The sequence below is a fragment of the Streptomyces sp. SID5910 genome, assembly GCF_009862125.1.
GTDB lineage: Bacteria > Actinomycetota > Actinomycetes > Streptomycetales > Streptomycetaceae > Streptomyces.
Genome location: NZ_WWHX01000086.1, coordinates 1 through 9,228, shown reverse-complemented (window position 1 = coordinate 9,228; position 9,228 = coordinate 1). Strand labels below are relative to the sequence as shown.

The window sequence follows — 9,228 nt, the reverse complement described above, 5'->3', positions numbered from 1 at the left end:
GAGGTGTCCATCCACGACGCGCTGCTCGCCCTCGCGCCGTACTTCGACGACCGGGTGCGGGAGCGGGAACGGGACGCGGCCCTGCGCGCGGGCCGCTCCGCCCACCAGGCGCGGCTGGCCGCGGAGGCGGCGATGCTGGCCGACGCCGCGCGCCGTGCCGCCGCGCGGGAGGCGCCGCTGGACACGCCGAGCACGTACCGGCTGCACGCCACGGAGGTCCCGGGGCCGGGCGGGCTGGTGGAGCTGGCCCGGACACTGGCGGGCTCCCCGGCCGGCGAGGCGGCGCGTGAAGGTACGGTGAGGGCCGCTCACGGCTCGACCCACGGCTGAACCGGCCGGGGTCCGGCGGGAGTTGACCGCAGTCCGGACCGACCGCAGTCCGGACCGACCGGAGGAGAACCGTGTCCCGTAGAGCTGTCGTCATCGGTGCCGGGCTGGCCGGCATGCTGGCCGCGGCGGCGTTGTCCCCCGCGGTGGACGAGGTGGTCGTGCTGGAACGCGACGAGCTGCCGGACGGGCCGGAGCACCGCCGGGGCCTGCCGCAGGGCCGGCACGCGCATCTGCTGATGGCCGGGGGCCTGGCCGCCATGGAGGACCTGGTCCCCGGCGCCGGGATGCGCGAGCGGCTGATCGCGGCCGGGGCGCACGAGATATCGCTGAGCTCGGGCATGCTGGCGCTCACGCCGGACGGCTGGCTGCGGCGCTGGCGCCACCCGGGCCCCGCCATGATCACGTGCAGCCGGGCCCTGCTGGACTGGACGGTGCGCGAGGCGGTGCTCGAACGGGCCGGGGTCACCGTCCGCAAGGGCAACGTGCGGGAGCTGACCGGCGGTTCGCGGCGCGTCACGGGTGTCCGGGTCGCGGCGGCGGACGGCACCGGGGACGAGGTCCTGGACGCTGGGATCGTCGTCGACGCGAGCGGCCGCGGCTCACGGCTGCCGACCTGGCTGGACGGCCTCGGCGTGACCGGCGTCCGGGAGCGGACCGTGGACTCCGGCCTGGTCAACGCGACCCGCGTCTACCGGGTGCCGGAGGGCGCCGGGCGGTTCCCGCTGACGGTCGTGCAGGCCGACCCGTACGCGTCCCGGCCGGGCCGCAGCGGCATGGTCCTGCCCATCGAGGGCGGCCGCTGGATGGTCAGCCTGGGCGGCACCCGGGGCGGCGAGCCGCCGGCGGACCCGGAGGGCTTCCTGAAGTACACGCTGGAGCTGCCCGACCCGATCGTGGGCCGCCTGATCTCGGGCGCCGAGCCGCTCACGGGGGTGCATGTCAGCCGCAGCACCAGCAATGTGCGGCGGTACGTGGAGAAGGCCCCGCACTGGCCGGAGGGGTTCGTCGTCCTCGGCGACGCGCTGGCCACCTTCAACCCGGCCTACGGACAGGGGATGTCGGTGGCCGCGCTGGGCGCGCGGGTGCTCGCCGGGGAGGTGCGGGCGGCCGGGCCCACCGCGCCCGGTCTGGCCCGCCGCGTGCAGCGCGGGGCGGCACGGTCGGTCGACGCGGCGTGGGCCATGGCGGTCGGGCAGGACGTGCGCTACCCGGGCACGCGGGGCGGGAAGCCGAACGCGGCGGACCGGCTGGTCACCGCGTACACCCGGCGCCTGACGAGGACGGCGGCCGGGTCCTACCCAGCGGCCGCGGCCCTGTGGGACGTGACCAGCATCCTGACGGGCCCGGCCCGCGTCCTGCACCCCGCGACCCTGCTCGCCGCCCTCGCCGGCCCCGCCCTGCCCCCGGCGACGGAGCCACCGCTGACCCCGTCGGAACGGGACGTCCTACGGGCCGTGGACCGGACCGGCGCCTGACCCGGGCGCGCTTGCTGTCAGCCCTGGAACGCCGGCTGCCGCAGCCCCTCGCCCGCGCCCGGCACGACCAGGACCGACCCGGCGAGCGGGTGCGGGGCGTTGAGGCCGGCGCGGGCCGTGGTGACGTACAGGTCGGTCAGTCCGGCGCCGCCGAACGCGCAGGCCGTGACGAGCGGGACGGGCAGGCCGATCACCCGGTCCAGCGTGCCGTCCGGGGTGTAGCGGCGCAGCGCCGAGCCGCCCCACAGCGCCACCCACACGCAGCCCTCGGCGTCCACGGTGAGCCCGTCGGGAAAACCGGCGCCCTCTTCCAGGGTGACGAAGGTCCGCCGCCCGGAGACACCGCCGCCCCCGGCGTCGTAGTCGAAGACGTCGACCCGACGCGTAGGCGAGTCGACGTAGTACATGAGCCGCCCGTCCGGGCTCCAGCCGGTCCCGTTGCTGACCGCCACGTCGTCCAGGACCGTCGTCACGGTGCCGTCGCCGGTGACGCGGGAGAGCGTGCCGCCGCCGGGGGCCTCGTCGTAGCGCATGGTGCCGGCCCACAGGCTGCCGTCGGGGGCGACGGCGGCGTCGTTGGCCCGGCGGCCGGGGACGGGGTCGCGATGCAGCGCGCGGAAGGTGCCGTCGGGGTCGACGAGGCCGATGCCGTCGCGCAGGTTCAGGACGAGCCCGCCGCCGGTGCGCGGCTTGGCGGCGCCCACGTGCTGCTCGGTGGTGCGCACCGTGCGCCGCCCGGAGACGGGGTCGTAGGTGTGCACGCGGCAGCCCAGGATGTCCACCCAGATCAGCAGGCCCGCGTCCGCGGCCCAGGTCGGCCCCTCGCCGAGGGCCGCCTCGGCCCGCACCGCCACCTCGTACGTCATACCGCGCTCCGGTGGCCGAGGCGCTCGGACAGGTCGGCGGCGCCCTTCACGGCGAGCTCCGCCAGCTCGGCGCGGCGCTCCTCGCTCCAGCGGATCATGGGCACGGAGATCGACAGCGCGGCGACGACCCGGCCGGTGCGGTCCCGGACGGGGGCGGCCACGCAGGACACGTCCGGGTTGGACTCCCGGTTCTCCACAGCGACGCCGCGCTCCCGGATCTCTCCCAGGGCCGTGCGCAGGGCGGCCGGTTCGGTGATGCTGTTCGGCGTCATCGCGGCCAGCTCGGCGCCGTCGGGGAAACGGGCGGCGACCTCCGCCTCGGGCAGGGAGGCGAGCAGCATCTTGCCGACGGACGTGCAGTGCGCGGGCAGCCGGCGCCCGGCCGCCGACACCATGCGCACCGCGTGCGTGGAGTCGACCTTGGCGATGTAGATGACGTCGGTGTCCTCCAGGATGGCCACGTGCACGGTCTCGTCGCACGTCTCGGCCACGCTCCGGGCGACCTGCTGGCCCTCGGCCGCGAGGTCGAGGTGCTCGGCGTAGCGCGCGCCGAGCTGGTACGGCCGCACCCCGAGCCGGTACCGTCCGGGCTGGCCGGCCACGGGCACGATGTACTTGCGCGCGGCGAGCGTGGTGACCAGTTCGTGCACGGTGGTGCGCGGCAGCTGGAGCCGGCGCACGATGTCGGGGGCGGAGAGCGTGCCGTCCCCGTCGAGGAAGAGCTCCAGTATGTCGAGAGCCCGGGTCACGGCGGGTACGAGACGTCCCATGTCCGGCCCCCTCCCTAGCTGTCTCAGGCGCCTGCGGTCGCGATACCCCGATGTTCGAGATATCAACAGACGATCGGAATGGCGAACACAGGCTACTCATACTGAGTTTGCCGGGGCAATGGGCGGGCGGGGTGCGGCGCGCCCCGCTGAGCGACCATGGACGTATGCCGTCCTCCCCGCGTCCCGCAGGTCCGTTCACGCCGGTCGACTTTCAGCTGGTGCTGTTGCGCCGTATGGCCGACCACAATCCGGGCCCGGTCGAGGACGCCCGGCGTGAGCTGGGTGCCTCGGTCGCGGACATGCGGGAGGCCAACCGGCGCTGGCAGGCGATGCTCCGCTCCCCGCGGTCCCGTTCGGCCGCCTCGCGCTACCGCTCCGTCCTCGGCGAACCCGAGTCGATCGCACCGCGCCGCATCGGGGACCTGGAGTGCGAGGCCCGGCAGTGGCGCCTCCCCCTCTGGCCGGACCTGCGGTTCGAGGTGCTCGTGGCCGACAAGGGCGTCGTCTGGAACGAGTGGCTGGTCCGCGCCCCCGGCGCCGAGGGCCCACGGCTGGACACCCTGGACGACCTCACCCCCTGGGCCTGCACGGTCGACGAGGCCGCCCGCGCCTTCGCCCCCGCCCGCCCGCTCCAGGGCTCGGCGCCCACCCGCTGGGGGCTCGCCTTCACCGCGCCGGACCCGGAGGGGAAACGGCACGAGGTGGTCGCCGAGTTCACCTGGGGGCTGCTCCAGCGGACGGCCACGGACGGCCGGCGGCCCTGACGAACTCCTCGGCGACGCGCGGCGCCGAGCCCTCGTGCAGCCACAGGAACAGGTTCGGCTCGACCAGCTCCAGCTCCATCACCCGCGGCAGCCCGTCCTCCCCGTCCACCAGGTCGACCCGGGCGTACAGCAGCTCGGGCGCGCCGGGCACGGCGGCCAAGGCCGCTTCGGCGACGGCGCGTTCGGCCGGCGTGGCCGTCCAGGGCTCGAGCCCGGGGTGCGCGACCTTGCGCTCGTCGTAGGGCGTGCCGGGCGTCAGGACGGCCCCCTTGCGGCTCGCGTGCAGCAGCTCCCCGCCGACGTACTGCACGGCCCGCTCACCGGCCGCGTCGATGCCGCGCACATACGGCTGCACCATCGCCGTGAGCCCCTCGGCGTGCATCCGCTCCACCTGCCGTACGGCGGTGTCGTGCCGGTCGGGCGTGTAGCGGGCGGCGAACCGGGCGCCGGCGCCGGAGGCGGGCTTGACGACGTACTCGTGGTCGCCGGGCAGGTCGACCGGGTCACCGGGGGCCAGATACCGGGTGGGGACGACGGGCACGCCGGCCGCCGCGAGGTCGCCGAGGTAGCGCTTGTCGGTGTTCCAGCGCACCACCGCCGCGGGGTTGGCCAGCCGCGTGACCTTCCCGCACGCCTCGGCCCACGCGACGAATTCGCCCACCCGCCAGCTGTAGTCCCAGGTGGACCGTATGACGACGAGATCGAACCCGCCCCAGTCCACGGAGTCGTCGTCCCACACCTCGACGGACGCCTCGGCCCCCGCCTCCCCCAACGCCGCCGCCAGCACCGGCAGATCCCGGTCGACACTGACCTGCGGACCGGGACGGCAGGTGACGAGAGCGATGCGGGGCACGGCGGGCTCCTCTTCTTCGTACGGCTGCCGGGACGTTCTTCGTACGGCTGCCCGGAGGCTAACAACACCGGCCGGCGGAACCGGAACCCGCCGCTTGACCTTCACCTTCGGTGAAGCCCCAGCATCGGTGGCGGAACGGAGGGGAGCAGCGATGCGCGAGGACATGCTGACGATCGGTGCGTTCGCCAGGGCCTGCCGCCTGTCACCGAAGGCACTGCGCCTGTACGACGAACTGGACCTGCTGCGCCCGGCCCGGGTCGACCCGGACACCGGCTACCGCTACTACGCGGTGGCGCAGCTGGAGCAGGCACGGCTGGTGGCCTGGCTGCGACGGCTCGGGATGCCGCTGGCCGGCATCCGGCGGATCCGCGCCCTCGACGACCCGGCCTCGGCCGCCCGCGAGATCCGCGCCTACTGGGCGCGGACGGAGGCGGAGACGGCGGCACGGCGGGACCTCGCCTCCTTCCTGGTCGATCACCTGACAGCGGAATCGAGAGAGGACCCCGTCATGAACGCCACCACGCTGGAACTGCGGTACTGCGCCCACTCGGACACCGGACGCGTCCGCCCCACCAACCAGGACACCGCGTACGCGGGCACCCGGCTGCTCGCCGTGGCCGACGGCTTCGGACCGGCGGGCGCGCCCGCGAGCAGCGCCGCGGTGGAGGCGCTGCGCTTCCTGGACACGGAGGAGGTGCCGGCGGGCGGTGTGCTCAACCTGCTGGAGGACGCCGTGCAGGGCGCGGCCGACGCGGTGCGGGACGCCGCCGACGATTCGGAGACGGGCACCACGCTGACGGCGATGCTGTGGACGGGCTCCCGACTGGCGCTGGTGCACATCGGCGACTCGCGGGCGTATCTGCTGCGGGACGGCGAACTGTTCCGCATCACCCACGACCACACGATGGTCCAGTCGATGGTCGACGAGGGCCGGCTGACGCCGGAGGAGGCGGCGGCCCACCCGCAACGCACCCTGCTGCTGAGGGCGCTCACCGGCAACGGCCCGGCCACCCACCCGGACCTGCGGCTGCACGAGGCCCGCCCCGGCGACCGGTATCTGCTCTGCTCCGACGGCCTGTCCGCGGTCGTCCCGCAGGACCGCGTCCGGGACCTGCTGGCCGCCGCCCCGGCCCCCGACCGTGCGGTGACCTCGCTGGTCGACGCGGCGAACGGGGCGGGCGGTCCGGACAACGTCAGCTGTGTGGTCGCGGACCTGGTGGAGGCCGTGGCCTGACCGACGCCCGTACGGCAGGATCGGCGCCATGGCGAACTCCGGGACCGATGCCTACGACGCGGCTGCCGGGAATCTGCCTCCGTTGGTCGGGCGGGCCCTGGCCGTCGCGCGGGCCCACGGGTTCCCGTACTCCTGCCGACCCGAGCAGGGGCGGTTGCTGCACGCCCTGGCGGGCGGGGCGCGTGGGGTGATCGGGGAGACGGGCACCGGGTGCGGTGTGGGGCTGGCCTGGCTGGCGTCCGGGGCGGGGCCGGGCGTACGGCTGGTGAGCGTGGAGCGGGCGCGGGTCGCCACGGAGGTGTTCGCCGGGCGGCCGGAGGTGGAGGTGCTCACCGGCGACTGGACGCGGATCGGCGAGCGGGGCCCGTACGACCTGCTCGTGCTGGACGGGGGCGGGCAGGGCAAGTCCGAGCACGACCCGGCCGCCGACGTGGGCCGGCTGCTCGCCCCGGGCGGCACGGTGGTCCTGGACGACTTCACCCCGGCCACCAGGTGGCCCCCGACGCACGAGGGCCGGGTCGACCGGGCGCGGCTGCACTGGCTGGAGCACCCGGCACTGCGCACGGTCGAGCTGCGGCTGGCCCCGGACCTGGCCGCGCTGGTGGGGACGCGACGCGTGTCCGCGGGGGCGGGGGCGTGACCGGCGTCGACCTCCCGCGGCGTCGGGAACGGGGCGCGGCGCCCGCCCGCCCGCCGGGGCGGGGGCGTGACCGGCGCCAAGCTCCCACGGAGTAGGAACCAGGCCCCAGCCGACCACGTGACCCGCGTCAACCCCCCGCCGCGTCGATTCGCCCCGGCGCCGGGGTAGGAACGGGATGTCCGTTCCCCGCGTCCCCAGGAGTGCCGCGTGTCGTCCCTCTTCCCCGCCCTCACCCACGCCCCGGGCGACCGCGTCGCCCTGCGGTTCGGCGAACGCACCCTCACCTACGCGGAGCTGGCCGCGGCGGCCGGAGCCGTCGGGGAACGGGTGCGCGGCGCCGGCCGGGTCGCCGTGTGGGCGGCGCCGGAGCTGGAGACCGCCGTCGCCGTCGTCGGCACGCTGCTCGCCGGCACGGCCGCCGTGCCGCTCAATCCCAAGTCGGGCGCGAAGGAACTCGCCCACATCCTGACCGACAGCGCCCCGGCCCTGGTGCTGGCCGCGCCCGGCGACACGCTGCCCGAAGCGCTCGCCGCGCTGCCGCGCGTGGACGTCGACGTGCGCGCCGCCGGGACCGCCCCCGCGAATGAGGACCCCCCGCTGATCTCGTCCACCGGCACCGCCCCCGCCGACCCGGGCGCCCCGGAGGACCCCGCGCTGGTCGTCTACACCTCCGGCACCACCGGCCCGCCCAAGGGTGCCGTCCTCCCCCGGCGGGCGCTCGCCGCCACCCTGGACGCGCTCGCCGACGCCTGGCGGTGGACCGGCGACGACGTACTGGTGCACGGCTTGCCCCTGTTCCACGTGCACGGGCTGGTGCTCGGCATCCTCGGCCCGCTGCGGCGCGGCGGCTCGGTGCGGCACCTCGGCAGGTTCAGCACCGACGGCGCCGCACGGGAGCTGAACGACGGCGCGACCATGCTGTTCGGCGTGCCGACGATGTACCACCGCATCGCCGAGACCCTGCCCGGCGACCCGGAGCTGGCCAAGGCCCTCGCGGGGGCCAGGCTGCTGGTGTCCGGTTCGGCCGCGCTGCCGGTGCACGACCACGAGCGCATCGCCGCCGCGACCGGACGGCGCGTCATCGAGCGGTACGGCATGACGGAGACGCTGATGAACACCAGCGTGCGGGCGGACGGCGAGCCCCGGGCCGGCACCGTGGGCGTGCCGCTGCCGGGGGTGGAGCTGCGGCTCGTGGAGGAGGACGGCACAGCGATCACGGCGGTCGACGGGGAGACCGTCGGCGAGATCCAGGTGCGCGGCCCGAACCTGTTCACCCAATACCTCAACCGCCCCGACGCCACCGCCGCCGCCTTCACCGCGGACGGCTTCTTCCGCACCGGCGACATGGCGGTGCGCGACCCCGACGGCTACGTCCGCATCGTCGGCCGCAAGGCCACCGACCTGATCAAGAGCGGCGGGTACAAGATCGGCGCCGGGGAGATCGAGAACGCACTGCTCGAACACCCGGCGGTGCGGGAAGCCGCCGTCACCGGGGAACCCGACCCGGACCTGGGCGAGCGGATCGTCGCCTGGATCGTGCCGGCCGACCCGCAGGAGCCGCCCTCCCTCGACGAGCTGGCCGACCACGTCGCCGCCCGGCTCGCCCCGCACAAGCGGCCCCGCGTCGCCCGGTACCTCGACACGCTGCCCCGCAACGACATGGGCAAGATCATGAAGCGGGCGCTGGCCCATGGCTGAACGCCTGTCCGCGCGCGCGTTCCTCGCCCTGCTCACCGACGACTTCGCCGAACTCCCCCACCCCGACGGCGACCAGCAGCCCGACGGCCCGCTCGGCTGGCCCGGCTACGGCGACCAGCGCGCCCGCGCCGCCGCCCGCACCGGCGAGACGGAGTCCGTCGTCTGCGGCACCGGACACGTCGAGGGCGTCCAAGCCGTGCTGCTCGCCTTCGAGTTCGGCTTCCTCGGCGGCTCGCTCGGCCGGCGCACCGGCGACCGGCTGGAGGCGGCGTACGCGTACGCCCGCGAGCACCGGCTGCCGGTCGTCCCGCTGGTCGCCACCGGCGGCAGCCGGATGCAGGAGGGCATGCTCGCGCTGACCCAGCTCCAGCGCGTGGCCCGGCAGTCGGCCCTCACCCGGGAGGCCGGCCTCGCCCAGATCGCCGTGCTGCGGGACCCGGCCACCGGCGGCGGCTGGGCGACGCTCGGCGCGGGCGCCGACGTGGTCCTCGCGCTGCCCGGCGCCCAGGTGGGCTTCGCCGGTTCCCGGGTCCGGCCGCCGGACGCCGACCCGGCGGCGTACACGGCCGAGGCGCAGGTCGCGGCGGGCAGCGCGGAC

At 75.8% G+C, this 9,228-nt stretch carries 10 protein-coding genes; 7 read left to right on the top strand and 3 right to left on the bottom strand.

Annotated elements, in window-relative coordinates; translation table 11 throughout:
- Positions 1–330, top strand: a 330-nt coding sequence (locus GTW67_RS03365) for a DUF6545 domain-containing protein (protein ID WP_346010550.1), incomplete at its 5' end; no start/stop codon positions are given.
- A gap of 71 nt (positions 331–401) precedes the next feature.
- Positions 402–1,805 carry an NAD(P)/FAD-dependent oxidoreductase gene (locus GTW67_RS03360; RefSeq protein ID WP_346010549.1) on the top strand — a complete coding sequence of 468 codons (1,404 nt, stop codon included), beginning with the start codon at positions 402–404 and terminating at the stop codon, positions 1,803–1,805.
- Positions 1,806–1,822: 17 nt separating this feature from the next.
- Here GTW67_RS03360 and GTW67_RS03355 read toward each other — a convergent pair whose 3' ends face one another.
- Positions 1,823–2,671, bottom strand: a complete 849-nt coding sequence (locus GTW67_RS03355; protein WP_161163291.1) for an SMP-30/gluconolactonase/LRE family protein — start codon at positions 2,669–2,671, stop codon at positions 1,823–1,825.
- The gene (locus tag GTW67_RS03350; RefSeq protein WP_161163290.1) at positions 2,668–3,441 is read right to left on the bottom strand and encodes an IclR family transcriptional regulator; all 774 of its coding nucleotides are present in this window, start codon (positions 3,439–3,441) and stop codon (positions 2,668–2,670) included. Before GTW67_RS03350 ends, GTW67_RS03355 begins: the two co-directional genes overlap by 4 nt.
- 164 nt (positions 3,442–3,605) lie before the next feature.
- Here GTW67_RS03350 and GTW67_RS03345 point away from each other — a divergent pair, with 164 nt between their 5' ends.
- Complete coding sequence (locus GTW67_RS03345; RefSeq protein WP_161163289.1) at positions 3,606–4,205, top strand: hypothetical protein; 600 nt, start codon at positions 3,606–3,608, stop codon at positions 4,203–4,205.
- Here the strand turns inward: GTW67_RS03345 and GTW67_RS03340 are convergent.
- Entirely contained in the window at positions 4,156–5,058 is a 903-nt protein-coding gene (locus GTW67_RS03340; protein ID WP_161163288.1) for a DcsG N-terminal domain-containing protein, read from the bottom strand. The two genes, GTW67_RS03345 and GTW67_RS03340, sit on opposite strands and share 50 nt — an antisense overlap.
- A gap of 151 nt (positions 5,059–5,209) precedes the next feature.
- Here GTW67_RS03340 and GTW67_RS03335 point away from each other — a divergent pair, with 151 nt between their 5' ends.
- The 4 genes from GTW67_RS03335 to GTW67_RS03320 all read left to right on the top strand — a co-directional run.
- On the top strand, positions 5,210–6,292 hold the full coding sequence (locus tag GTW67_RS03335; RefSeq protein ID WP_237518632.1) for a MerR family transcriptional regulator: 1,083 nt from the start codon (positions 5,210–5,212) through the stop codon (positions 6,290–6,292).
- Positions 6,293–6,320: 28 nt separating this feature from the next.
- Positions 6,321–6,932, top strand: coding sequence for an O-methyltransferase (locus GTW67_RS03330; protein WP_161163287.1), 612 nt, complete (start codon positions 6,321–6,323; stop codon positions 6,930–6,932).
- A gap of 207 nt (positions 6,933–7,139) precedes the next feature.
- Positions 7,140–8,630 carry an AMP-binding protein gene (locus tag GTW67_RS03325; protein ID WP_161163286.1) on the top strand — a complete coding sequence of 497 codons (1,491 nt, stop codon included), beginning with the start codon at positions 7,140–7,142 and terminating at the stop codon, positions 8,628–8,630.
- Positions 8,623–9,228, top strand: a 606-nt coding sequence (locus GTW67_RS03320; RefSeq protein WP_272920453.1) for a carboxyl transferase domain-containing protein, incomplete at its 3' end; no start/stop codon positions are given. The genes GTW67_RS03325 and GTW67_RS03320, both read left to right, overlap by 8 nt.